This window comes from Mesorhizobium sp. M0663 (genome assembly GCF_040320585.1).
Classification (GTDB): domain Bacteria; phylum Pseudomonadota; class Alphaproteobacteria; order Rhizobiales; family Rhizobiaceae; genus Mesorhizobium.
In genome coordinates, this window is the sequence record NZ_JAMYPX010000024.1 from 1 (window position 1) to 22,866 (window position 22,866).

Annotated in this window: 18 protein-coding genes and 4 pseudogenes; 13 read left to right on the top strand and 9 right to left on the bottom strand. The window is 58.4% G+C overall.

What is annotated here, in order from left to right:
* Window positions 1–858: 858 nt before the first annotated feature.
* Window positions 859–1,455 carry an aspartate/glutamate racemase family protein gene (locus NKI54_RS28005; RefSeq protein ID WP_352692860.1) on the bottom strand — a complete coding sequence of 199 codons (597 nt, stop codon included), beginning with the start codon at window positions 1,453–1,455 and terminating at the stop codon, window positions 859–861.
* A 123-nt stretch (window positions 1,456–1,578) separates the two neighbouring features.
* Entirely contained in the window at window positions 1,579–2,745 is a 1,167-nt protein-coding gene (locus NKI54_RS28010) for a M24 family metallopeptidase (RefSeq protein ID WP_352692862.1), read from the bottom strand.
* Between the two features lie 102 nt (window positions 2,746–2,847).
* Between NKI54_RS28010 and ehuR the strand changes: the two genes are divergently transcribed.
* The gene (gene ehuR, locus NKI54_RS28015; protein ID WP_352692864.1) at window positions 2,848–4,242 is read left to right on the top strand and encodes a MocR-like ectoine utilization transcription factor EhuR; all 1,395 of its coding nucleotides are present in this window, start codon (window positions 2,848–2,850) and stop codon (window positions 4,240–4,242) included.
* 61 nt (window positions 4,243–4,303) lie between these two features.
* On the opposite strand, the gene NKI54_RS28020 is transcribed toward ehuR, so the two are convergent.
* Complete coding sequence (locus tag NKI54_RS28020) at window positions 4,304–4,537, bottom strand: hypothetical protein (RefSeq protein ID WP_352692866.1); 234 nt, start codon at window positions 4,535–4,537, stop codon at window positions 4,304–4,306.
* Here NKI54_RS28020 and ehuB point away from each other — a divergent pair.
* The 5 genes from ehuB to NKI54_RS28045 all read left to right on the top strand — a co-directional run bounded on the left by ehuB (window position 4,536) and on the right by NKI54_RS28045 (window position 8,871).
* Window positions 4,536–5,417, top strand: coding sequence for an ectoine/hydroxyectoine ABC transporter substrate-binding protein EhuB (gene ehuB / locus NKI54_RS28025; protein WP_352692868.1), 882 nt, complete (start codon window positions 4,536–4,538; stop codon window positions 5,415–5,417). The genes NKI54_RS28020 and ehuB overlap by 2 nt on opposite strands.
* A gap of 100 nt (window positions 5,418–5,517) precedes the next feature.
* Window positions 5,518–6,303 carry an ectoine/hydroxyectoine ABC transporter ATP-binding protein EhuA gene (gene ehuA / locus NKI54_RS28030; protein WP_352692870.1) on the top strand — a complete coding sequence of 262 codons (786 nt, stop codon included), beginning with the start codon at window positions 5,518–5,520 and terminating at the stop codon, window positions 6,301–6,303.
* A gap of 48 nt (window positions 6,304–6,351) precedes the next feature.
* Complete coding sequence (gene ehuC / locus NKI54_RS28035; RefSeq protein ID WP_352692871.1) at window positions 6,352–7,023, top strand: ectoine/hydroxyectoine ABC transporter permease subunit EhuC; 672 nt, start codon at window positions 6,352–6,354, stop codon at window positions 7,021–7,023.
* Window positions 7,024–7,027: 4 nt separating this feature from the next.
* A complete protein-coding gene (ehuD, locus tag NKI54_RS28040; RefSeq protein WP_352692873.1) occupies window positions 7,028–7,687 on the top strand; it encodes an ectoine/hydroxyectoine ABC transporter permease subunit EhuD in 660 nt (219 codons plus the stop codon).
* A 95-nt stretch (window positions 7,688–7,782) separates the two neighbouring features.
* Window positions 7,783–8,871, top strand: coding sequence for a M14 family metallopeptidase (locus tag NKI54_RS28045; RefSeq protein WP_352692875.1), 1,089 nt, complete (start codon window positions 7,783–7,785; stop codon window positions 8,869–8,871).
* Window positions 8,872–9,311: 440 nt separating this feature from the next.
* Here NKI54_RS28045 and NKI54_RS28055 read toward each other — a convergent pair.
* The 4 genes and pseudogenes from NKI54_RS28055 to purD all read right to left on the bottom strand — a co-directional run.
* Window positions 9,312–10,150, bottom strand: a pseudogene (locus NKI54_RS28055) (IS3 family transposase); the annotation flags it as partial.
* Window positions 10,151–10,358: 208 nt separating this feature from the next.
* On the bottom strand, window positions 10,359–10,799 hold the full coding sequence (locus NKI54_RS28060; protein WP_352692877.1) for a GNAT family N-acetyltransferase: 441 nt from the start codon (window positions 10,797–10,799) through the stop codon (window positions 10,359–10,361).
* Between the two features lie 136 nt (window positions 10,800–10,935).
* Window positions 10,936–11,313, bottom strand: a complete 378-nt coding sequence (locus NKI54_RS28065) for an ectoine synthase (protein WP_352692879.1) — start codon at window positions 11,311–11,313, stop codon at window positions 10,936–10,938.
* 81 nt (window positions 11,314–11,394) lie between these two features.
* The gene (gene purD / locus NKI54_RS28070) at window positions 11,395–12,807 is read right to left on the bottom strand and encodes a phosphoribosylamine--glycine ligase (RefSeq protein ID WP_352692881.1); all 1,413 of its coding nucleotides are present in this window, start codon (window positions 12,805–12,807) and stop codon (window positions 11,395–11,397) included.
* Between the two features lie 14 nt (window positions 12,808–12,821).
* Between purD and NKI54_RS28075 the strand changes: the two genes are divergently transcribed.
* Window positions 12,822–13,064: a hypothetical protein gene (locus NKI54_RS28075; RefSeq protein ID WP_352692884.1), complete on the top strand. Its 243-nt coding sequence runs from the start codon at window positions 12,822–12,824 to the stop codon at window positions 13,062–13,064.
* A gap of 115 nt (window positions 13,065–13,179) precedes the next feature.
* Here the strand turns inward: NKI54_RS28075 and ectB are convergent, their stop codons facing one another.
* Window positions 13,180–14,487 (bottom strand): diaminobutyrate--2-oxoglutarate transaminase, encoded by a 1,308-nt coding sequence (gene ectB / locus NKI54_RS28080; protein WP_352692885.1) that lies wholly within the window; start codon window positions 14,485–14,487, stop codon window positions 13,180–13,182.
* An 801-nt stretch (window positions 14,488–15,288) separates the two neighbouring features.
* On the opposite strand from ectB, the pseudogene NKI54_RS36540 reads away from it, so the two are divergent.
* Window positions 15,289–15,457, top strand: a pseudogene (locus NKI54_RS36540) (IS21 family transposase); the annotation flags it as partial.
* 972 nt (window positions 15,458–16,429) lie between these two features.
* Here the strand turns inward: NKI54_RS36540 and NKI54_RS28090 are convergent.
* Window positions 16,430–17,350: a DUF1403 family protein gene (locus NKI54_RS28090; RefSeq protein WP_352692887.1), complete on the bottom strand. Its 921-nt coding sequence runs from the start codon at window positions 17,348–17,350 to the stop codon at window positions 16,430–16,432.
* A gap of 116 nt (window positions 17,351–17,466) precedes the next feature.
* Between NKI54_RS28090 and NKI54_RS28095 the strand changes: the two genes are divergently transcribed.
* The 5 genes and pseudogenes from NKI54_RS28095 to repB all read left to right on the top strand — a co-directional run bounded on the left by NKI54_RS28095 (window position 17,467) and on the right by repB (window position 22,802).
* Window positions 17,467–18,600, top strand: coding sequence for a tyrosine-type recombinase/integrase (locus NKI54_RS28095; protein ID WP_352692889.1), 1,134 nt, complete (start codon window positions 17,467–17,469; stop codon window positions 18,598–18,600).
* Between the two features lie 99 nt (window positions 18,601–18,699).
* A pseudogene (locus NKI54_RS28100) lies at window positions 18,700–18,987 on the top strand (type II toxin-antitoxin system VapC family toxin).
* Window positions 18,988–19,060: 73 nt separating this feature from the next.
* A pseudogene (locus NKI54_RS28105) lies at window positions 19,061–20,111 on the top strand (tyrosine-type recombinase/integrase).
* Window positions 20,112–20,568: 457 nt separating this feature from the next.
* Window positions 20,569–21,771: a plasmid partitioning protein RepA gene (repA, locus tag NKI54_RS28110; protein ID WP_352692891.1), complete on the top strand. Its 1,203-nt coding sequence runs from the start codon at window positions 20,569–20,571 to the stop codon at window positions 21,769–21,771.
* Window positions 21,771–22,802, top strand: a complete 1,032-nt coding sequence (repB, locus tag NKI54_RS28115; protein WP_352692893.1) for a plasmid partitioning protein RepB — start codon at window positions 21,771–21,773, stop codon at window positions 22,800–22,802. The genes repA and repB overlap by 1 nt, the downstream gene beginning before the upstream one ends.
* The last annotated feature ends 64 nt before the right edge of the window (window positions 22,803–22,866 follow it).

Sequence of the window (22,866 nt, forward strand, 5' to 3'; positions counted from 1 at the left end):
CATAGAAATTGACACTGCAAGCTCCTCGGCTCCTTGCTTCAGTGTCAGTATGTCTCGCTCATCACCTCAAGCCGCGCCAGATGGGGTCAGCTTGGCGCTTACGGCTCGTCCACCTAAACCGGCTCACCAGCGTCCACATAAGGGGCAAAAGCTCACTGCCCTTCGGTCGCGATCTATAGGGACAGCAGGATGGGCAAGGCGATGATCTTGAAGTGCTTCCGAGACGAGTACCCGCCGATGCCGGTTCTGGCCAATGACTTTGTCTAGTGTTGTCTAGTATGCGACAGAAGAGTGTTAGGCCGAGACGTAGATGGGTTTAGCTAAGCCATCGATAAAAACGCACATATAGCCTTATTGGGATCCTGCGCAGTTGGCACGAATCTCGAGCGCCGATACGAGCCGGCAAAAACTGCCGACCGACCGCGCCAAGACGGCGCCTTTTACCGGTACAGCTTCGTGCGCGTTAGCCAAAACATGCAGGGGGAGATGCTCATGGATCGCTCGCCGTCAGCTCCAACCAAAATAATTAAAGGGCCAACAACCAGAGTATACGAACGTTTTCTTGTTTGCGCGCTACGCAGTTCCCGAACACTGCTAACGACGGGAACGTGGTCGAGTTTGGCCGTTAAATTGGGGTGCAGTAGCAGGACGGTCGCGGTTGTAAATGCACTGAAATCAGGGATCATCGACGCGTGAACGGAGCAGCGCCGCCGTACTCTCGGATCTGCCCCTCAGACGCCGACATAGCTCAACTCCCGATAGCCCTGACATCATCCGACGAGCCCAAGAAGATTAGGAACTGCTTGAGCAACAGCGTTCGGCTTCACCCTTCATGCAAGAAGTATTTGGAGCCGCGCTTCACATTACTGGCGAATTTGACTGAGGTAATAGCAGCGCGTGCACTGCAGAAATTATATCAAACACTGGTCGCCTGAGTCGGCTCTGTATGGTATGAACGAAGGGCGAAAATGCACAGCATTCCACTATGACAGCGCCGATATTATCGGTGCGCAACGCGCTTTCGCATAATTGGTTCAGTGTCGCGCCGATTAGAGCCCAGTCGTAGACCGCGTCAGGCGTGTTTATCTGCCGCCAGGCTTCCGTTCCCTCGATCCCGGCCTTTGTAATTCTGTCCGCTTGCAGTTGTGGCCAAGCAGAACGCAAATGAGCGTCAGACAGAGCTGTCGCATCAAAGCAGATAATTGCAATCTTCTGGTTCGGTGGCGTGATGGCTGCGAGAACCGGCAGCAGCAGCAGGCTAGACGTCAGGGTGGGAAGGCTGACGGTCTCTCTAATCAGGTTGTGATATAATACCGAGTAGCCGCAGTTCGAGACAACCGCGGAGCACCCACGACCCTTCAGCCGCCGAGCGGCCTGGAGATAAGCCTCCCGCACATGAGGAAGATCGTGAATTATGTCGGGTACCGACACGCCTTCGACAACCTCCTCAATCATATCCTGTGGGAAAACTCCGGTCTCACCCAAACACCGCGACGGGCAGCCCCTTGGTTTAGGCTCGTCGAGGCGAAGTAGCCCTAGCGGAGTTAACACCTGGCTCGAAGTCATGAAATGCTCCCCTTAGGAGATGACAAACAATTCGCGCGGCATTCGGGAAAAGGATTCGCAACCTTTTTCCATCACACGAATGGTTTCACTCAGGACAAAGCTAAGTTCGCCCTGCCACATCCCCAGAATTACGTGAAAAATCATATTGGGCTGGAGTTCGGTGGTATCTCCAGGCCGAAGGCTTGCGGTGTGCTCACCCCAATCGGGCGGATAGCCTAGGCCGATGGAATAACCAATCCGAGATGGTTTGTTCAGACCGTGTCGCGAAATGACACTCCGCCAGACTTCCTCGATTTCTGAGCATGCTCGTCCTGGAGCGATAGCGGAGAACACGGCCTCCATCCCTTCACGAACAACGGCAGCAAGGTGGCGCAATTGATCAGGCGGAGTACCCAAATAAACGCTTCTTGCTAGACCGGCATGATAGCGAGCCCGACAGCCGCCAAGTTCGATGTTCACCACTACGTCACTGCCTACGGGATCGTCGGTCCAGGAAAGGTGGGGCGCGTCTGCTCGGGGGCCAATCCCCATGACCAGGCCGCCAGGGACAGCACCTCCGAATGGCTCTGTCCCAGTGATCTGGGCCTGCGTGATCCGCGCAGCCAAGTCGCATTGCCTGATGGACGGGGTGATGGCATCGATACCCGCCCGCATCGCGCAATCTGCTATGACGCCAGCCTGTTTTATGAGTTCGATCTCCGCCTCTGACTTGATGATGCGAACCCAATTGACCAGGTTCGAGCCGTCCTTGAAGGTGCATTTGGGCAGCGAGGATTGCAGCCGCTCAAAGCATCGCGCGGTAAAGTAGTAGTTGTCCATTTCAACACCGACGACGCGATTGCCGAGTCCTCTTCGGTCAAGCTCTTGGGCGACAAACTCCATAGGATGTCGCTCCGTTGACTGAACATAGTGGTCGGGGTATCCAATTACATCGCCCGACGGCAGATATGCCGTGCTGGTCGCACATGGAACATCAATGCCACGGCCCACCCACACCGGCTGATGATCCAGGGCGACGATAACCATCTGGTGCGTGTAGAACGACCAAGCGTCGTAGCCGGTTAGATAGTTCATATTCTCGGGCGAGGTGATCAGCAGCACCTCGATCCGGCGCTGAATCATCTCTTCCTTGGTTCTTGCAAGGCGGCGCGCATATTCTTCCAATCCGAACTGAGGCATCGTGGATCCCTTTGCATTTCGCGTCGCAGGTGATACGACGCTTGGTGACCATGTCAATTGCTGTATTGGATCATCACAATATGTGGCGAAGAGGGAGCGAACATGCGTTGGACTTGGAAGCCCGTGCTGTCCTCATTAAAGGGCGCGAGGTACCAAGCGATCGCGGACGCCATCGCCGCCGCGATTGATTCCGGCGAACTTCGGCCGGGGGAAAGATTGCCTCCTCAGCGCGACCTGTCATTTCGCATGGGGGTCAGTGTTCAGACCGTCTTTCGGGCCTATGCCGAACTCGAGCGCCGCGGTCTGGTGTCCGGGGAGGTCGGGCGCGGCACGTACGTACGGTACGCCAATCTGGATAAGGTGCCTGGCTCAATCGTAGACAAGAGGGACGAAGACCTTTTGGACTTCTCGACTATGGCGCCGATCGTTGGAGACAAGCACGTCCAGGCTCTCCGAGATATGCTGGCGTCGCTTTCGAGATCGCGAGAGCTGGAATCCCTGCTTGCACACAGGCCGATCGTAGGATTGCATCATCATCGAAGCTTGGGCGCGGATTGGCTGAAGGCCTTAGGTCTGAAGGCTTCTTCAGAGACGATATTGATTACGAATGGCTGCCAGCATGGCCTTTGGGTCGCGCTTGCATCTCTAACGGAACCCGGCGAGGTCGTCGCAACCGATCATCTCGTCGACAGCAGCATCATCACAGCGGCCACGATCCTTAAACTGCAGCTGCGGGGGTTGGCCAGCGACGAATGCGGCGTGCTTCCGGACGCCTTTGCCGCCCTGTGCGGCCGTGAACGGGTAAAAGCAGTCTGCCTGACCCCAACCCTCAACAACCCAACCGCGAGCTTTATGGGCGAGGAACGACGACGCGCTATCGCTGAGATCGCGAGAAAGTTCAACATCTGGATCATAGAGGATGATGTCTTCGGTCCGCTTATAGAGAAGAAGCCGCCTCCCATAGCTGCGTTCGCTCCGGAGCGGACGTGCTATGCGACGAGTTTTTCCAAGAGCGTAATGCATTCCCTTAGAACCGGTTATCTGCTCGTCCCGGAGGATCTGGTCTCGAGAGCGGTTTCACGGCTAAGGACGACCGGTTGGATGTCGAATTCGTTCGTCGCCGAGATTAGTTGCAGATGGCTTTCCGATGGGACGACGGCAGAATTGATTGCCTGGCAGAGGCAGAAGCTGGCGCAGCGCCACAAGATCCTCGATCGGGCTCTAAAAGATGTTCAAAAAAATACGCGCCCGACATCACTACACGTTTGGTTGCCCCTCCCTGGGCTCTGGCGCACAGGCCCTTTCGTCGAAGAGGCCAGACGGAGGGGGGTATTGGTCACAGGACCGGATCCTTTCATCGTCGGTCGGGAGGCGGACCCACACGCGGTAAGGCTAACGATCGGAGACTCTGTCCGTGACGATGACGATTTTAAGCGTGGAGTAGAAACGTTGGCGCGCCTGCTCGCCAGCGACCCTGAGCCGACCCTGCCGCCATGAGCGATAGTTAAGCTTTCGTCATCTAGCTTCTCCCCCGCACTCGCCGCATGCAGAGTAAAAATCAGAACGAAAGACGGGATTTATCATCTGCGATCAAATGGATCATACCAATTTCACGATTGACATGCATGCCCCCTGCTGGAACTGTGGCATGCAATCGGCCGGAATGCGAAGGCCGCCCACAATCGGTGTCGCGCACGTAGAGCGGCCTTGCTGGTGGGAGCTTTTGGTCCACCGATTTCGGTGCGGCGCATAGCGTTGCCATCTCAAAATGATAACAAAGGGGAACGAACATGAGAAACTTCCTTAATTCCATTCCTCACCGACGCACATTCTGGGCGGTAGCCGGAACTGCCGTTCTTGTACTCACGTCGATAGGCATTGGGGCAGCCGAAGCCGAGGATGTAGTTAACGCTCTCAAGCAGAAGGGCACTATTACGTCAGGCGTCGCGAACGAGGCACCGTGGATGATCGTCGGAACGGATGGCTCGCTATCAGGCGTCGGCCCCGAGGTTGATCGTGAGGCGCTAGCGGCAACCGGTGTCTCCAATTATGCGGCGCAGATGATGGACTACGGCGCGATGATCCCCGCGCTGCAGGCAGGCCGTGTCGATATCATCTCGTCAGGTGCTCTATTCATCAAACCTGCGCGTTGTGAGCAGGTCATCTACTCAGAGCCGGTTGTTTGCAATTCCGAGGGCTTTCTGATGAAGAAGACCCTCCAGGGAAAAATTCAAAGCTACAAGGATGTTGCAGATGGTAACCTTCGCATAGGCGTCTGTGGCGGCTGCTCTGAGCAGCGGTTTGCGACTGAAGCCGGCGTTTCGCCTCAGAACATGGTAATTTTCCCCGACGGCGTTAGTGCCCTTAAGATGCTCCAAGACGATCGCATTGATCTGTTCGCACTGCCGGATGCCTCCTTGGAGGCCCTACAAAAACAGAATCCGGATGCCAACCTGGCAGTTGTTTTCCCCGTCAAAGGAACTCCAATCGGCTGCGGTGGGGCTGCATTCAAAAAGGAAGACGTCGCCCTGCGCGACCTTTATAATCAAGGGTTGGCGAAGATTGTTGCCAACGGCCAGTATGCAGCGATCATGGCGAAGTATGGCCTGTCATCGCACGTGCCCTTGCGTGAGGGCCAGACGACCGCCGCTCTGTGTTCCGCTTCACAATGAAGTCCTGCTGACGGGCGGTGTCCAGTAACTCAGGGATGGACGCCGCCAGCGCGGCTTTTGAGCGCAGGTCCGTTAGCTGATCATAATGCAAGGATCCGGAATGACGAACCCTGCTGTCGAGTTTCGTGGCGTCCGCAAACACTATGGCGGAAAATCCATTCTCAATGACCTGTCGTTCTCTGTGCAGAGCGGAGAACGACTGGCACTGATCGGGCCTTCAGGCTCGGGCAAGACCACCGTGTTGCGGATATTGATGACGCTGGAGAACATTGACGGCGGTGAGGTCCTTGTCGGAGGGCAATCGGTATTCTCAGAAATGCGAAACGGCTCGCGGCAAGCAGCCTCAAGTCGGCATTTGAGCCGCATCCGAAGCCAGCTCGGAATGGTATTTCAGCACTTTAACCTCTTTCCCCATAAGACGGTTCTAGAAAACGTCACCTTGGCACCAATCCTGACCAAACAGAGCAGCCCGGCAGAGGCACGGCGGGCCGGCCTCGAGCTTCTTGAAATGGTCGGACTTGAGGACAAAGCGAACCAACGTCCAGCCGCATTGTCTGGAGGGCAGAAGCAGCGCGTCGGTATCGCCAGGGCACTGGCGCTAAAGCCGCAGATACTTCTGTTCGACGAGATTACGTCCGCCCTGGACCCGGAACTCGTTGAGGAGGTGCTCGCCGTGATCACCAAACTGGGACAAGAGACGGATGTGACTATGTTGCTCGTCACGCATGAGATGAGCTTTGCCCATGACTTTGCTGACCGTGTGCTCTTTATGGATGCAGGCTCCATCGTCGAAGAGGGAACTCCCGACAAGATCTTCCGCGAACCGTCGTGCGAACGGACAAAGGCGTTCTTGAAGAAGATTATAGCTGCCGGCCAACGTCTTTGATTTAAACGGCTGGTCGACCGAGTCAGAACCAGCGAAGGTATGTTCTCGATGTGGTTTATCGACCAAGGCTTCGGTTACTTCCTGCTCATCCTCCAAGGTGCGCGGGTCACAGTTGAAATTACGATTGCCGGTAGCCTTGTCGCCTTGCCAGCGGCGCTGCTCGCCGGTCTGGGCAGGTTATCGCGAGCCAAGCCGATCCGCTGGATTAGCACCGCCTACATTGAGTTCTTTCGCGGCACATCCGTGATCGTTCAACTTTTTTGGATCTATTTTGCACTGCCACTGTTTGACGTCCGCCTTTCTCCTTTCCAAGCTGGTTCGCTCGCGATCGGACTGAACGTGGGAGCCTATGCAGCCGAAGTCGTACGCGCAGCCGTGCGCGCCGTGCCAAAAGACCAACTTGAAGCGGCAGTCGCCCTGAATCTGACCCGTAGTCAGTCGTTGCGACACATCGTTTTACCACAGGCGTTCGTCATCATGCTCCCAGCTCTCGGCAATGCCGGAATTGAACTCCTGAAGGCGACTTCAATCGTTTCGCTAATCTCGCTCGCGGACATGACCTTCAATGCGCAAATCGTACGCATGCAGACCGGCCAGACCGCAGGCCCATACATCTCAATCCTCATTATGTATTTCATTTTGGCCTCTGTGATCGCATGGGGCACGCGAAGCCTGGAGCGTCGCGTTAACTTTGGCCTCGACCGAAGCTGGAAACCCTGACCTCATGACTTGGGACTGGCAATTCGTAGGAAAAATCCTGCCAGACATGTTGGCCGGCTTGTTAGTGACAATCGAAGCCACGCTGCTCGGCTCGGTCCTCGCGATGACGCTTGGATTACTCTTTGCCTACGGTCAACGTGTTCAAAGCGCAGCTTTGCGGCGCGCGACCAGGTTTTTCGTCGAGTTCATTCGACGGACACCACTGCTCGTACAGTTGTATTTCTTGTTCTATATTCTTCCCGACTGGGGCATCATCCTGTCTCCACTTATTTGCGGAGTTCTCGGCCTAGGCTTGCATTATGCCGCATACACGTCCGAGGTCTATCGCGGAGGGATCGACAATGTAGCTCGCGGCCAATGGGACGCTGCGAAAGCTTGCAATCTGTCGTCCTGGCACACGTGGTGGCAGATCATTTTGCCCCAGGCCATTCCGCCAATGATACCGGCTCTGGCCAATTACTTCATCGCCATGTTCAAAGAGACTCCTATCTTGTCAGTCATTTCACTCCTGGAGGTCATGGGCGTGGCGAGGCAAGAAGCGAACATCTACTACCGCTATCTTGAACCTATCTCCTTGGTCGGCCTGCTGTTTCTGGGGATTAGTATTCCCGGGATAATACTGACTAGACGGCTGGATCGCTTCTTTAATTCCGCGCCGCGCTAGGAAAGTGAAGCAAATGATGGGTCCACGGAAGTAGGCCCATCGCCTCATCCCATCGAATTATAACACCAGCCAGTCGTCGGTCATGGAGCGGAATGATGTCAACTTTGGAGAGCTGTTTCTCGGTCGACTATCAGCGAGCAAGACTCAAGTTTCGTGATTCCGCTACGCAAGCCGACGCGGCGCTAACCGAGTTTCGCCATCCCGGCCGCGGACCCAGTAACGAAGTCTTGTCTACCGATGTTGCTATTTTGGGAGACGCGACGCTGCCCAACCTTGTGGTCGTGAACACGGGACTGCATGGAGTTGAAGGCCTGTGCGGGTCTGGATGCCTTGTCGGACTTCTGGAAGAGAGGATCGTCAACGAGCGAAGCCGCGACACTGCCGTGTTGCTGGTCCATGCGCTTGATCCGTATGGACTCGCACATCTGAGGCGAGTGAACGAGGACAACGTCGATCTCAATCGAAATTTCGTCGATCATAAGAAGCCGTTCCCGAGAAACGATGAGTACCGCAAATTGCATGGCAGCCTACTCCCAGAATGCTGGGAAGGCCCCTCTAGAGACGCTGCAGAAAGCGTACTCCGCCTTTACGCAGAGGCCAACGGGTATGACAACTACATCTCGGCAGTGACGCGGGGTCAGTACGAGTTCGCCAACGGCCTTTTTTTTGGGGGTCGATCGCCTGCCTTTTCGAATTCGCTCTGGAGACGGCTGCTTTGCCAGCATGGTGCCCAACGAGAACGTGTATGCGTCATCGACATCCATAGTGGGCTTGGCCCTCGCGGGTATGGCGAAATTCAGTTCGAACGTGGTCCGTTGGATCCAGAATACCAGCGAGCTCAGACCTGGTATCGAGGCGCGGTAACAACGGCAGAGAACGGCTCATCATCATCGGCAGCCATTACGGGCTACAGTGCGATCGCTGTTGCAGAAACCCTGCACACGGCCGAACGCACTTGCGTGACGCTCGAATATGGCACCGTTGAATTGGAGCAAGTATTGAACGCTCTCCGGGGAGACCATTGGCTGCATGCTAAAGCTCCGAACGACTTGCGCTTAACGCGGGAAATTAAGCAGAACATGCGTGACGCATATTGTTGCGACGAAGCTACCTGGAAACGGGACGTCGCGGAGCGCGCAGTCGAGGTATTCCGTTGGAGTTTACACGGATTGTCCGAGTGCTGAGGATCCGCTCAATTAGCGAACCCTTTTCCGGCGCACTAGCATGCTGGATTAGCTCGGGAGATTAATGATGTCGCTCGTGGTTGCTAGGTGCAGGATTCCCGGAGTGGGACCCCGCCTGTTTACCTTCAGACCTCATGATTTGAGAAATCTGCACAGCGCTGTGGATCATCAGCCGTTCAAGGTCGGGCTCACGGGCGAGCATTTTCAGCATGTCGTTCAGCACGCCCCTCTCAATCCAGCGATAGTCATCCTTCACCGCTCTGGCACGTCCCCAGGCGACCGCCGGACCTACAAGAGTGCGTCGAGTAACTTTCGGTTGCCCGTGCGCATACTGCATATGCCATGCCGCTCGGCACAAAGTCCATTCCCACTGGTCCTCAGAAGCCTATCGCGATCCATGCTGAACCGCCCCGGGCTTTCCGGAGGCCGTTTCGTTTGAGTCACGCGGCTATGGCTGGTTCATCCAACATGGCGTAGTAGCGTTCCTCGGCTTCGGCCGGCGGGATGTTGCCGATGGGCTCCAGCAGCCGGCGATTGTTGAACCAGTCGACCCATTCGAGCGTGGCGAACTCGACGGCCTCGAATGAGCGCCAGGGTCCGCGTCGATGGATCACCTCGGCCTTGTAAAGACCGTCGAGCGTTTCGGCGAGAGCATTTCGTAAGCGTCGCCGACACTGCCCACCGAGGGTTCGACGCCGGCCTCCGCCAAGCGCTCGGTGTATCGAATGCTGACGTATTGGCTGCCACTATCGCTGTGATGGATGAGCCCGCCTCCCTGCACGGGCCGCCGATCATGGAGAGCCTGTTCCAGAGCGTCCAGAACGAAGCTGGCATGCGCCGTCCGGCTCACCCGCCAGCCGACGATCCTTCGCGCATGGGTGTCGATGACAAAGGCGACATAGACGAAGCCCGTCCAGGTCGCGACGTAGGTGAAGTCGGAGACTCACAGCATGTTCGGCGCCGGGGCATGGAACTGGCGATTGACGTGATCGAGAGGGCATGGTGCCGCCTTGTCGCTCACCGTAGTGCGGATCGGCTTGCCGCGGACGATGCCTTCGAGGCCCATGGCCTTCATCAAGCGGGCAACCGTGCAGCGGGCGACATCGAAGCCCTCGCGTTGCAACTGCCGCCAGATCTTGCGAACGCCGTAGACGCGGAAATTAGCCTCGAACACGCGTCGGACCTCGTCCTTCAAAGCCTCATCCCGCTTCACCCGAGCCGACAGCCGGGAGGGATCGGTGCGCTTGGCGACATGGTCGTGGTACGTCGACGGGGCGATCGCATGCTCGCCTTCGTGATCCAGAACCAGCCGCACCGCACGGGCTCGGACCTCGGGAGAGAACTTGTTGGTCGTCTTGCTTATCATGGCTCCACCTTCTCAGGAGTTGGAGCCTCCGATCAACCCGGGGCGGTTCATGCGGCGGCAGCACAGCGTTCAGCCTTATATGCGCTCGGGCTGGTCGGCGCCAGCGCCTCAGGCGCCGACTCTACAGGTCAAGATGGTAGGAGAGATATGGACTCAATCGGGCAATGCTATCAGCGAACGCCCGCGCGCGCCCATTGGACCTGTCCGTGTTCCAATAGATTCTCAGCCAACCTTGGCGGCTACCGTGGGCGGCCAGGTGCGCTATCATGCCTTGGCCTATCCCCTCCCGCCGTCGAGAATCATCGACATAGAGATCAACGAGAAAACAGAGTAGCCGATCGCTCCAAGTATAGGGATGGACGATAAAGTTGATCAAACCCAAGGCCGCGCCAGTGGCCCCGACAGCTATCAGCGCGTTCGTTGGGTCGTCTGGGTGCTCGATCCGCCGCCAGATCGTCTCAGTCGCTTGTTCCGATAGTCCGACACCCTGGTCGGCGCAATACGAGTTCCAAAGGGACCGCCATCCGTCGCGGTCGGCAGTTCCCACGAAACGAATTTCCATGAGGGGCTCCAACTTGAGAAGTGGGTTTCTTGGAAATCCAGGCTAAAGAAATGGGGCAATTCCCTGCCGCAATCTTCTGGGCAGCCGGGCAGAGATCTCTTGCTCCATCTGGTTATTTGGCCCGGCGCTGTACTCGCTATAAAGGATATGAGCCGTCGACATCATGAGTTTCTTTGCCATGAAGGGCGGGGGCAAACACACAGGCGTTACGCATTTGTGTCTTGGCACGCAGGATATGCCTGTCGTGCTTGTCCAAGATATAGATCGTCCCCGGTCGGATGGGGTGAATCTTGCCGTCCGCCAGTGTCTCGACCTCACCCTCGCCCTCGATGCAGAAAACTGCCTCGAAGTGGTTCTTGTACCAGATGCGCGTCTCGGTATTCGGAAACATAGTTGTGATATGAAAAGAGAATCCGCCTCCGTCCTGACTTAGGAGAAGGCGAATGCTCTCCCAGTTCTCCGCGGCGACGCGTCGGTCGGACTGCTCCGCCTCCTCTAGTGTCCTGATGATCATGATTGGTTCTCCATGGTTTATTGGTGCACTCGTGTCGGGTAGGCGCCCATGTGCGCAGTTCAGGGCTGTCAGTCCCTCGGGCTAAGAGAGCGCTCCGCGTGGCATTTGCCATGTCCAAGGCAGCGATGGGATCTCCCGTCGTTGCCGCATAGCATCTACCGAGCCATAGATCAGGCCAATGTCGGAGCGGTAGGACATGCCTTTGAACCGTATTTTCTCAATGTTGGCATAGGCATGGTGGACGGCTTGTGCATAATTGGCACCGAAGCCAGTGACGTGCAGCACGCGTCCGCCTGCCGTTACGAGACTGTTCTCGGCATCGCGGCGGACATTAGCGAGGAACAGACGGGAGTTACGGCGGTCCACTGCCTCGAGTCCAGAAATAGGGCAGCCGACCTCGAAATCTCCGTGCGGCCAGCCCGGGTAGCGGATCTCGCGGCCGACCTCGTCCAATCGCATTGTTGGCCCTTGTGCGGCCACTACATTGCAGTAGCATTTATCGTCTGTCTCGAGGGTCATAGAGCCAAGGGTCCCCTGAAGGACGCCTTCGCAAAGCCGGACGAAATTGCTCTGCACTTTGGGCAGGACGGCCTCGGCCTCGGAGTCGCCAAAGCGGACATTGATTTCGATAACTTTGATGCCGTCATGGCAAAGCATGGCGCCGATATAGATGAAGCCTGTGTACTTCAAACCTTCACCCAGAATTGCAGCTCTTAGAGGTTCTAGAACCTCGGTCTGTATCTCACGGTACAGCGCCTTGTCCGCGAGCGGATGTGGGGACAGCGAACCCATACCGTCGCAATTAACGCCCTTGTTACCATCGTCGGAGCGCTTATAGTCCAGGGCCGCCGGAAACAGCAGAAACTCCTTTCCATCGAAGAGGGCGAAGATCGATATCTCCACTCCGAAGAGCCGCTCCTCAATGACGATGTGGTTTCCAGCATCCTTGTGTGCCCGCGCGAGCATGATGCTATCGACGGCTTGAAGCGCCGATGCTTGGTCGCTGCATACATAGGCGCCGTTGCCTTCGCATAGCCCGTCCGCCTTGACGACAACATCATAGCCGAGCCCGCGAATATAGCACTTGGCAGGTTCGGGCCGGTCGAACACCGCGAAACGCGCCGTCTTTACGTTGTACCGCTGCAGGAGCGACTTCGTGAACGCCTTGCTTGATTCAAGTCGGGCTGCAGCACGGTCTGGGCCAATTGTGGGAATCCCATTGGTTTTCAAGAAATCCACATAGCCGGTGGAGAGCGCGTCGATGTGAGAGACAAAGACGAAGTCTATTGCATGGGCTTGGCAAAATCGTACTGCAGATCCCGGATCGCTTAGCGAAATATCGGGGACGGTCCAGATGCGCTCGCCAGCAACCGACGGGTTTCCCGGCCCATAGAAGACCCGTACCGAAGGGTCGCTGCGCTGGAAGAGGTCAGCTATCGCGTGCCCTCTCCCTGTCGAGTCGATGAGCAGCACATTGCAGCTGGGATTGGACATGCCTTCCTCCTTCGTTGTCCGATGATAAGCACGGAGAGGATCCTGAGCTCCTTCAGGCGATCGTCAGCATCGACGATAACCTCTCCTACGGCAGATCGGACGAGGCAATCATCGCCCTGACCGACGGTGGCATTGACGAACTGAAGCTAACGCTTGCCCATGCTCGCCGTTCGACCGACGAATGGAACGACTTCCTCGACAGCTTTGTCGACGATGATGAGCTCATCGCGCGCATCAAAGCAAAATCTCCGCGGTAAACAATCGGCCGGTTACGCTTTTCAGGAGCAACCGCACGCTTTCCCAGCTCGACGTTTCGACACGTCGGGCTGTCAGTTTCTCTTCGTCGAGTTCCCTGACGATCATTATCACCTCTTACGCTGCCGTGTTCACTCGGCTGCCGATCACGCTTTCGATCGCGTCCTCGAGGATGTCGAGGCCTTGGCTAAGCTGATCCTCCCGAATGACGAGGGGTGGCAGACACTTCACGACCTCGTCTTTGGGACCAGCGGTCTCGACTATGAGGCCCCTCTGGAAGGCGGTGCTGATGACCTGACTAGCAACGTCGCCAGACTTCAGATCGATGCCCCGCATCATGCCACGGCCCTTGACTGACACTCGACTTGGGTCGTACTTCTGGGCGATCTGATCAAGGCGGTTTTTGAGCAGATTGCCTTTCTCCGCGACAGACGCCGCAAAGCTGTCCGTCCGCCAGAAGTACTCTAGGGCTGCGCGCGCGGTGACGAAAGCATGGCAGTTGCCGCGGAACGTTCCGTTGTGCTCTCCCGGCTCCCACCTGTCGAGTTTTCGATCAATAAGGACGAGGGCCATAGGCAGGCCATAACCCGATATCGATTTGGCCATTGTAACGATGTCAGGGCGGAGACCGGCCGCCTCGAAGCTGAAGAACGCATCGGTCCGGCCAACACCCGCCTGAATGTCATCGACGATCAGCAGAGCCCCATGGCTGCGCGCAATGGCCGCCACCTTGCGGAGCCACTCCGTGCCGGCGACATTGAGGCCGCCTTCGCCCTGAACTGTCTCGACAATCACTGCAGCCGGCGCGTCTACGCCGCTGGAGGGGTCCGAGAGCAGGCGTTCAAGGTAATCGGCCGTGTCCACAGCTGATCCAAGATAGCCGTCAAAGGGTAGTCGCGTGACGCCGCCGAGCAGCTGGCCGGCGACTGCGCGGTGATATCGGTTGCCGGTGCAGGAGAGAGCGCCAAGGCTCACGCCATGAAAGCCGTTGGTGAAGGCTATGATGTTGGCCCGACCAGTGATCTTGCGCGCTAGCTTGAGGGCAGCCTCGACCGCGTTAGCGCCGGTCGGACCCGGAAACTGTACGACGTAGTCTAATTGCCGCGGCCTAAGAATTGTCTCGTGGAATTCCCGCAGAAAGGACTCTTTGGCTTCGTTATACAGATCGAGACCAAGGGTAATGCCGTCGCCCGCAATGTAGTCTGCGAGCGCGGACTTCAGCTCGGGGGGATTGTGCCCATAGTTTAAACTTGAGCAGCCCATGAGAAAGTCGAGATAGGCTGTCCCATCGCGCGCAAACAGCTGGGCCCCTCGTGCCGTCGCGAAAACGACGGGAAAGCTGCGGGCGTAGCTGCGAACTTCAGACTCGAGATGGTTGAAGATCGCAAATTCCTCCTCGCGATCCGGTGCACTTTGGTCAGTCATCGTTGCCTCCTTGTCTAGGTTGGGTAGGCGGACCCGCGGGAATGTCTGCAGAGCTTCAGAGCGTACGATGGGGTCGATGGCTATCAGGCGTGGATGGGTCGTCGGCGCCGGTAGGCCGACGACCAACCAAACCACCGCCCCGGCACGCTCAGCGAGCACGCAGGTCTCGTCACTGCAAAGCAGGAGCTCGCAATACAGCGAGGTTGCGGTCTAGTTGCGGACACTTCGCGATGAGTTCCCATACATTGGCGGCATGAATCTCCGTCGGTTTTCGGAATGTCACTCGCGGCAACTGGACGTTGCGTGGCAACGAGAAGCTCTGGCTATCACTGACCATTCGAATCCCCTAGGCGAACACCAGTGCCGCCTCGCCTCGCGTTTCATGATGAGAACGTCTCAAATGTCATGCCAATTGCGCCGAGGGAGCCTAAGAAATATTTTCTGATTTTTGTTCAATGACTTGACCCGGAGTGCAGCAGACTGTCAGGCTGAAAACAATGTGTCGCGGATTCGACAAACACGACAGTAGGCAAGGGGACTGGTAGCGGATCATCTTACGATCGACGCTAACGACGGAGCAGGCCCGCCGCTCCGACAACAAGATTGCGCCCCTTTGTCGACTCTCTGCGTGAAAGCGTCGCCGCCTACCCCGATCTCACCGCCGTTCGCCTGAAGCGCGAGATTCGCGAACGCGGTTATGAAGGCGGCTACACCGCCGTGAACCGATTCGCCGCCGCTTGGCCCCGCGCGCTACATCTTCGCCCCCAAGTCATACCAAGCCAGGATCTGCAGATTCTGCTACGCGCCAAAACCAAGGGCGAGGTCCAGCGACCGTTTCGCTATGTCTACGAGGACGTCTACGCTCCTCGCCCGCTCCTTCCGCAATCTCAACGATCTGAACGACCAGTTGCAGGACTGGCTCGACACCGTCGCCAATGCCCGCCTGCACTGGCGCGACAATCGCGCAATCCAGCGACACGTTCGGATCTAGGTCCGGTTGAACCGGCCCGTTCCATCGGCTGAACGCGGCATCCTTGTCGGTTAATTCCGGCGCCGACTTTAAAAGCGCCTCAGTAGAGCCTGCATCGAGCAGGTCGCCAGCGTCGACGTTCAGACGGCATTTTATGCAGTGAGCGGGCGGGCATTCGAAGAGACGAGTCGTGTCGCCGCGCCTCAGGACCGTGAGCTTCTTTAACCATCATACGTTGCAAGACCCACAGCAGACCATTTCCTGGAGGCCTACGCACGTGTCAATCGCGTTCCGTGAGACGATCCGGGTATGCATTTCAAAGCCGCTTGATGAACTGATCAAACCGTCTCAGTATCGATATGCTCACAATCTCGGTCGTTTCCGGCGTCATGCCTCGGACCATGTGATCGATGAATATCGACCAGACTCGGCGAACGCGGCGCTGGCGCGCATGCGGGGCTGCAAGGGTATTGCAGTTCATGGATATCACCGGTCTGCGGCCATCAAAGGCACGCGTCGAACCCCGAGGCGGGTATTCGGCCCGCCTGCCTGGACGTGACCATGGAAGTGTCTGGTACGATCCAGTCGCAAAACATCACGTCGGAGCCGACGAACCTTACGCAGCGAGCGTTCCGTCGAAAATTGCCGAACATAATACCTGGGCGCGGCAGCACAACTGGTCGCTTGCAAGACCGGAATGGGCGGGAATGTACTATCCGGAAGGGGGCAGTGAACTCTATCTGTATACCTACGCATCGAAGGGATATTCGCTCGATGGGCTCCTCAAGGTGCTTTCCAAAGCTCCTTCACCTATCGTGCCCGAGAATTGTGCCAGGGTCGCCGCTGATGTTCACGCTCCTTTTGTGACTCCGGCAGAGAAGGCTGAAGCCGAGGCGAAACTCGCGAGAGACGTCCAACGAAAAGCTCCCTCGCCACGGGGTCCCAAAACTACTGTCGAGTACCGACTGCCGCTCAGTGGCAAGCGGCGACGGCATCCGAAGGCGACAAATGATCGACGACATGGTCCGCCTCCTTTGCCCGCAATTTCGGCGCGACGGCGAGCAGCCGCTCGGCGGGGCGGCCGAGGTCGGCCGCGAGCTCGATGGCCCGCAGTGCGGCGCGCGCCTGGGCAGCAAGCAGACCTTTTGCACGCTCACGCTCCATCTCGATGCCTGACGTTGCCACAGTTGCGGCCGCGCGACGCGGGCGAGCGCTCACGCCCAAGAACGCCTCGCCACCCAGCAAAGGGACTGCATGGCTCCAGCCGAGCCGCTGCGCCAGCAAGGCGTCGGCGAGCCAGGGTCCCATGGCGCGTGGCAGGCCGTGGCCCTCGATGGCCGCGTAGGCGCCGGTCAGCATCCCGACCGCGCCTTCGGTCGTGGCGAGCCGCCGCAGCGCGTCCGCCAGATCGCTGACCGCCGCACCGTCGCGGGCGAAAAAACCGAATTCCTCCAACACCGCGGCGAGACTTTTCTTCGTCAGAAGCGCCTCTGCGGGCCGTGCCGCCAGCCGGCGCCAGGCGACCAGCAAAAGACCGGCGGGACCGAGGGTCGTCGACCCTGACAAAATATCGCCGGGGCGGGCGAACAGCACGGCGTCGCGTAAGGCAGCCTCGTCCTCGACGCGCCCCGCCTGCCGTGCAGTCGCCGCCGCCGCGGCCAGCGCCAGCCGCTGCCGCCATACCCCGGCCCATTGTTCGTCGCGGCGGACAACCGCATCGAGCATGGCGATGGCCGCGCCGGTGGCCAGGGCAGCATCCTCAACGGTTTGCGCCGCCTCGACCGCCTTGCGCAGCCAGCTCGTCACGGCGACAGTCGGAGCGGCCGGGGCGGCGCCGGGCAGCGTGACGTGACGGCGCAGGGGCGATTTCGGGCGCAGAATCATCGTCGACATGATGATTCATTGCGGCGCTTTTGGCAACACAACTGGCAGCAATCCGCCGCACCTGTCGCGGGACAGTCATGTCCGGTAATTGCTTATCGGACGTATGGCGATAGCCCTCTCACATCATGGAAAATCCCCGGCAAAAGCCCGCCAAAATCGACGCAACGGCTGACAACGGTCCCGATGGTGATCTGCCCGATATCCTCGATCTGGTCATGGAAATGGGCTCCTCGCCGCCCGCCCCGCCGCCGGCGCGTCTCAAAACCCTGGTCGAGACCGCGACCGCCTATGCGAAGGCCGCCAGTTCCGAGAACACGCAAGACGCCTACGCCAAGGACTGGCGGCATTTTACCTCCTGGTGCCGCCGCGAAGGCTTCGATCCGCTGCCGCCCTCGAGCCAGGTCATCGGCCTCTATATCGGCGCCTGCGCCTCAGGCAGTGTCATTGACACCGCTGTCGGCGATCCGAAACGCAGCGCCCCTGCCCTCTCGGTCGCGACAATCGAGCGGCGTCTCTCCGGCCTCGCCTGGAACTTTACCCAGCGCGGCGTGCCAATGGATCGCGCCGACCGGCATATCTCAACGGTTCTTGCCGGCATTCGCCGCAAGCACGCAAAGCCGCCGCGGCAAAAAGAAGCGGTGCTCGGCGAGGATCTGTTGGCCATGCTCGAAACCGTGGGCCATGATTTGAGAGGGCTTCGGGACCGGGCGATCCTGTTGCTCGGCTTTGCCGGCGGCCTTCGGCGCTCCGAGATCGTCGGCCTCGACGTCGTCCGCGATGATCACAGCGACGGCGCCGGCTGGATCGAGATTTTTCCGGACCAGGGCGTCCTGGTGACGCTGCGCGGCAAGACCGGCTGGCGCGAGGTCGAGGTTGGACTCGGCGCCTCCGATCAGACCTGCCCGCTGGTGGCGCTCGAGACTTGGATCCGTTTTGGCCGCATCGCGAGGGGCCCGCTCTTCCGCCGCATCTTCAAGGACAACAAGACCGTCGACGTCGAGCGGCTCTCCGACAAGCATGTCGCCCGCCTCGTGAAGCGGACGGCACTGGCTGCAGGCGTCCGCTCCGATCTCCCGGAAGGCGAACGCGAACTGCTGTTCGCCGGCCATTCTTTGCGCGCGGGCCTTGCCTCGTCGGCCGAGATCGAAGAACGCTATGTGCAGAAGCAACTCGGCCATGCCTCGGCCGAGATGACCCGCAAATATCAGCGGCGACGCGATCGGTTCCGGACCAACCTCACCAAGGCATCCGGGCTTTGAAAAGCCCCCTCCCTCCCCCGATTGCAGCCGCCACTTGGCGGTTCAGGAGAGCAGGATTTTCAGCTTAGCGTTTCAATTGAAATCGGGAAGTAAACCGACATGCGGAATGAACCTGAGGCAGCACGGCTTGATAGCGCGCTCGTCTCCGATCCAATCCGTCTGGTCCCCGCGACCTGCGTGCTCGAGGCGCGCATGGTGCTTGTCAGCCGGCGTGGCGAACACGCCTTGGCCGAGCGACCCAGGCCTGGCTGACCTACGGCAAGGGCCGCCATTCGGTGTCGCTGAATTTTGCCGACTATATCTCCTACGCTTTGGCAAAACGCGCGGACGAACCGACTGCTTTTCATCGGCAAGGACTTTGCCCAAACGGATATCGAGGCGGCATAGGGTGGCTGACGACGTTCAGAAATCATCGGCAGCTTCCGGAGACGACGATCTCCCGGACATCATCGATGTGGTGATGCAGATGGGACGCTCTGTAGAGCAGGAGAAAGCCCCCTCCCCTCCCCTTCCGGTCACGGCGACGCCGGCGGAACGTCTCCCCGGCCACCTGGAAGGTCTCGCTGACAAGGCTCATGGCTATGTCGAGGCGGCCAGCTCCGCCAACACCCGCCGCGCCTATGCCTCCGACTGGAAGCATTTCTCGAGCTGGTGCCGCCGGCAGGGCGTCGAAATGCTTCCGCCCGATCCACAGGTCGTCGGCCTCTACATCACCGCCTGCGCGTCAGGATCCGTGAGCGGCGACAAGAGGCCAAATGCGGTGTCGACGATCGAACGCCGGCTGTCCTCGCTCTCCTGGAACTATGCCCAGCGCGGCCAGCCGCTGGACCGCAAAGACCCGCACATCGCCACCGTCATGGCCAGCATCCGCAACAAGCATTCTTCCCCTCCCCGGCAGAAGGAAGCGGTTCTGCCCGAGGATATCTGATCGTCATGCTGGAAACGATCGACCGCGGCACCCTGCGCGATCGCGCAATGCTGCTGATCGGCTTTGCCGGTGGCCTCAGACGCTCAGAAATCGTGGGCTTGGATGTCGGTCGCGATCAGACCGAAGACGGTCGTGGTTGGGTGGAGGTTTTCCCCGACAAAGGAGTCTTGGTGACCCTTCGGGGTAAAACCGGCTGGCGTGAGGTCGAGATCGGTCGTGGCTCGTCGATGCCACCTGCCCGGTCGTGGCCCTGGAGACCTGGCTGAACCCCGCATCGCGCATGGTCCGCTGTTCCGAAGGGTGACGGGACAAGGCAAAAAGGTCGGCGCCGAGCGGCTCAACGACCAGGAAGTTGCCCGTCTCGTCAAACGAGCGGCGCTCGCCGCCGGCGTGCGCGGAGATGGGCGAGCGTGAAAAATTGTTTGCCGGCCGTTCGCTGCGCGCCGTCCTTGCCTCCTCGGCCGAGGTAGACGAGCGCTACGTGCAAAAGCACCTCGGTCACACCAGCGCCGAAATGACCCCCAAATATCAGCGGCGGCGCGACCGCTTCCGCGTCAATCTCACCAAGGCGAGCGGGCTTTGACGAGCCATCCCGGCCCCGGGTGAAGGCGCAAGGTGAAGACCGGCGGGGGCCGAAATTTCAGCTTAGGACTTCAATTGAAATCGGGAAGCAAAAGCTACACCGTTCCTGCAGCCTAGTCTGTCTGATGATTTCGCGGATCGTATTGCGAAGTCGATGGCGCAGCGCCAGGCGGCGGCCGTGCACTGGCGGAAGCGGGGTGGTCGAGGCAAAGGAAGCGGGGTTTGTTCCCGCTCCTTGAACTAGCCCCCCGAAGCCAGGGGTTCTGATAGGGTTACTATCTCAAAGGTGGAGTCGTTTCACGTGAGTCGAATCCCGCGGTGAAAGTTGACTGCAGTCAACTCCCGGATACCCGTTAACCTCTCGTTAACATTAAAGTTCTTGTCGGATCAAAAGAATCAGCGCTACATGCGGTTGGAAAGCCGGATGGGCCTTCAAAACGCATGTGCGGGAAATATCGATGAATGTGAAAGCCAGCATCCAGGAGGAGATTGCAGAAGTCGACCTGCTGATTACACAGCAGGCGAACGAACTGTCAGCGATGTTGAACGAGCATCGTTTGGCAATGTTTCCGCCCAATGCCGAGAAAACCCTCCGTCCATTCCAGTTGTCGGAGGCAGCCCAGTATCTCGGTGTCACGAGTGGGTACCTGAAAAATCTGTCTCTCGAAGGCAAGGGGCCGCAGCCGATGGTAACCCCATCGGGCCGCCGCTCCTATACCGCCGAACAGCTCTTGGAAATGCGCAGTTTTCTCGACAAGAACAGTCGGACAGCAGCGAAATATGTTCCTCACCGGAGGGGCTCAGATCGTCTCCAAATCCTTGCGGTAGTCAATTTCAAGGGTGGTAGCGCGAAAACCACGACGGCCGCACACCTGGCGCAGCATCTGGCACTCACCGGGCATCGCGTTCTTGCAATCGATCTCGACCCGCAGGCCTCGCTGTCGGCCTTGCACGGCTTCCAGCCGGAGATCGATCACAACGAATCGCTTTACGAATCCTTGCGCTACGATGACGAGAGGAAGCCACTGTCGGCGCTTGTGAAGAAAACCAACTTCCCCGGTCTCGACATTGTTCCTGCGAACTTGGAATTGCAAGAATTCGAATACGACACTCCCCTCGCACTGTCGCAGAAAGACGGCTCGATGGGCCGCATTTTCTTCGGACGTCTCGATGACGCCTTGGCTGATGTTGCCGACGAATACGACATCGTAATCATCGATTGTCCTCCCCAGCTCGGCTATCTGACGTTGACGGCGTTGTCGTCCTCGACTGGCATCCTGATAACCGTGCATCCGCAGATGCTAGATGTGATGTCCATGTGCCAGTTCCTGCTGATGATGGGTGAGATCATGGGCACCTTGAAGAAAGCGGGTGCCAACATGCGGCTCGATTGGCTTCGCTATCTGGTGACCCGCTACGAGCCGACGGACGGGCCACAAAGCCAGATGGTCGCCTTCATGAGATCGCTGTTCAAACAGCATGTGCTCGTCAACGAGATGCTTAAGAGCACGGCGATCTCGGATGCTGGGATTACCAAGCAGTCCCTGTATGAGGTCGAACGCACTCAGTTCACCAGGTCGACATACGACCGCGCAATGGAATCTCTGCATCGGGTGAATTCAGAGATCACAAATCTAATCCACAGGGCATGGGGACGCTGATGTCCAGAAAAAACCTGCTGACTGCGTTTACCGAGCGAAAGTTGACTGCAGTCAACTCGACACCCGTAGACGCCAGACCTTCGCCCGCCATGGAAAGAAACCGAAGCCGCGGCGCTTTCGGAGCCATGACGCGGTCGATCGACGAGCTCGCAGAGAAGGCGCAGGCCGCCAAAGATATCGAATCCCGACTGCTCGAAGGCGTAACGGTAATCGATCTCGACCCTGACACGATCGACGTCTCCTTTGTCGCCGACCGAATGGACGATGACAAAGAAGCCTTCGAGGAACTGGTCGAAGCCATCCGTCAAAGAGGACAGGACAGCCCGATCCTGGTGCGTCCGCACCCTGGGATCGATGGCCGATACATGACCGTATTCGGCCATCGCCGGGCACGGGCTGCAAAGGAACTCGGAAGACCGGTGAGGGCGGTCGTCAAGGAACTGGCTGACAAAGACCATGTGATCGCCCAGGGGCAAGAGAACAGTGCCCGGGCCGATCTCTCGTTCATCGAGAAAGCCGTCTTCGCCAGCAATCTAGAGCGAAACGGCTATGACCGCGACGTCATTATGGCGGCGCTATCCGTCGACAAGGCCGTTGTCTCGAAAATGATTTCTGTCACCAAGGACATTCCGGCTGAAATCATTAAGGCGATCGGAGCCGCCAAGAATAGCGGCCGCGACCGTTGGTACGATCTCGCCAAGAGGATCAGGGAAGGCGGCGGTTCCATCAAGGAGCTGATAGCAACACCTGAATTCAGGGACGCCACCAGCGACGACAGATTGGAGATGATGTCTCGGCACCTGTTTGGGAAGCCAGCGGGGCAGAGGATAGCAGCCGCTCAAAGAACACCGACCAAAACCTGGGCTCCTGAGGACAAATCAGTTAGCGTGACGCTGAAAAAGACCGCGAAAAAGGCCACTGTCACGCTGGAATCCGTTGACGGGCCGCTTTTTGCCGAATTCATAACCGGGCGACTGGACGACCTCTACGAGGCCTTCCGGCAGTCCAATATGCAAGCAGTAGGAGACTGAAACCGCAAAAGAAAAAGGCCCCCGAACGAAACCGTCGCGGAAGCCCTTCTCGTGTTCTAGCAAG

What these genes read in the sequence shown, in the direction of transcription:
- ectB (WP_352692885.1), bottom strand. Translation starts at nt 14,487, where the DNA reads ATGACTGACCAAAGTGCACCGGATCGCGAGGAGGAATTTGCGATCTTC.
- NKI54_RS28065 (WP_352692879.1), bottom strand. Translation starts at nt 11,313, where the DNA reads ATGATCATCAGGACACTAGAGGAGGCGGAGCAGTCCGACCGACGCGTC.
- NKI54_RS28095 (WP_352692889.1), top strand. Translation starts at nt 17,467, where the DNA reads ATGGAAAATCCCCGGCAAAAGCCCGCCAAAATCGACGCAACGGCTGAC.
- ehuC (WP_352692871.1), top strand. Translation starts at nt 6,352, where the DNA reads ATGTGGTTTATCGACCAAGGCTTCGGTTACTTCCTGCTCATCCTCCAA.
- NKI54_RS28045 (WP_352692875.1), top strand. Translation starts at nt 7,783, where the DNA reads ATGTCAACTTTGGAGAGCTGTTTCTCGGTCGACTATCAGCGAGCAAGA.
- ehuR (WP_352692864.1), top strand. Translation starts at nt 2,848, where the DNA reads ATGCGTTGGACTTGGAAGCCCGTGCTGTCCTCATTAAAGGGCGCGAGG.
- NKI54_RS28010 (WP_352692862.1), bottom strand. Translation starts at nt 2,745, where the DNA reads ATGCCTCAGTTCGGATTGGAAGAATATGCGCGCCGCCTTGCAAGAACC.
- ehuA (WP_352692870.1), top strand. Translation starts at nt 5,518, where the DNA reads ATGACGAACCCTGCTGTCGAGTTTCGTGGCGTCCGCAAACACTATGGC.
- ehuB (WP_352692868.1), top strand. Translation starts at nt 4,536, where the DNA reads ATGAGAAACTTCCTTAATTCCATTCCTCACCGACGCACATTCTGGGCG.
- repB (WP_352692893.1), top strand. Translation starts at nt 21,771, where the DNA reads ATGTCCAGAAAAAACCTGCTGACTGCGTTTACCGAGCGAAAGTTGACT.
- NKI54_RS28005 (WP_352692860.1), bottom strand. Translation starts at nt 1,455, where the DNA reads ATGATTGAGGAGGTTGTCGAAGGCGTGTCGGTACCCGACATAATTCAC.
- NKI54_RS28090 (WP_352692887.1), bottom strand. Translation starts at nt 17,350, where the DNA reads ATGTCGACGATGATTCTGCGCCCGAAATCGCCCCTGCGCCGTCACGTC.
- repA (WP_352692891.1), top strand. Translation starts at nt 20,569, where the DNA reads ATGAATGTGAAAGCCAGCATCCAGGAGGAGATTGCAGAAGTCGACCTG.
- purD (WP_352692881.1), bottom strand. Translation starts at nt 12,807, where the DNA reads ATGTCCAATCCCAGCTGCAATGTGCTGCTCATCGACTCGACAGGGAGA.
- ehuD (WP_352692873.1), top strand. Translation starts at nt 7,028, where the DNA reads ATGACTTGGGACTGGCAATTCGTAGGAAAAATCCTGCCAGACATGTTG.
- NKI54_RS28020 (WP_352692866.1), bottom strand. Translation starts at nt 4,537, where the DNA reads ATGTTCGTTCCCCTTTGTTATCATTTTGAGATGGCAACGCTATGCGCC.
- NKI54_RS28060 (WP_352692877.1), bottom strand. Translation starts at nt 10,799, where the DNA reads ATGGAAATTCGTTTCGTGGGAACTGCCGACCGCGACGGATGGCGGTCC.